This window comes from Clostridium tyrobutyricum, from assembly GCF_019144085.1.
GTDB lineage: Bacteria > Bacillota > Clostridia > Clostridiales > Clostridiaceae > Clostridium_B > Clostridium_B tyrobutyricum_A.
This window is the reverse complement of sequence record NZ_JAHHUY010000089.1, coordinates 1-608: the sequence shown is the minus strand read 5'-3', so window position 1 is coordinate 608 and position 608 is coordinate 1. Positions and strand designations below refer to the sequence as shown.

At 19.7% G+C, this 608-nt stretch carries 1 protein-coding gene; it reads left to right on the top strand.

Annotated elements, in window-relative coordinates:
* Nucleotides 1-184 precede the first annotated feature (184 nt).
* Complete coding sequence (locus KM800_RS15130) at nt 185-367, top strand: helix-turn-helix domain-containing protein (RefSeq protein WP_217813827.1); 183 nt, start codon at nt 185-187, stop codon at nt 365-367.
* Nucleotides 368-608: the final 241 nt, after the last annotated feature.

Sequence of the window (608 nt, the reverse complement as noted above, 5' to 3'; positions counted from 1 at the left end):
TATATTTGTACGAAATCTAGGTATTTAAGATAAATCAATCAACTTGTAAATTAATTTATAATATATTTATAAATAAAAATTTGAAATTTATAAATGCATATAAAAGAAAATAAATAAGTATTGATTTTATACTTTGATTGTATTATTATTGATTTATAACATAAATAACAAATAGGAGATAAAAATGTCAAGGATTTATAACGTTGAATTCAAGAAAAAATTAGTAAAACTTTATATTAAAAAAGGCTATACATTGAATAATATATCCGAAGAATATAAAGTTCCTATAGCAAGCATATCTAACTGGATAAAAAAATATAGAACAGAATATGAAAAAATCATAAATTCAAGCGTGAATGTGATTTGATAATAGGGATTAATATACTGGAAAAAGAAATTCAAAAGCTAAAAAATGAAAATGGATTTTTGAAAAAACAGTAATGTTCTTTGCATAAGAAATTGAAATAACCAAATAATTTAATTTGTTAGGTTAGTTGAACATATCCATATAAAAATCATATGAATATATTCCTTTCATACAGAAATAGTTCCTAAATGGATGTTAAAATTAATTTATAAATAATTTTAGACATGAGCATAATTAAAAA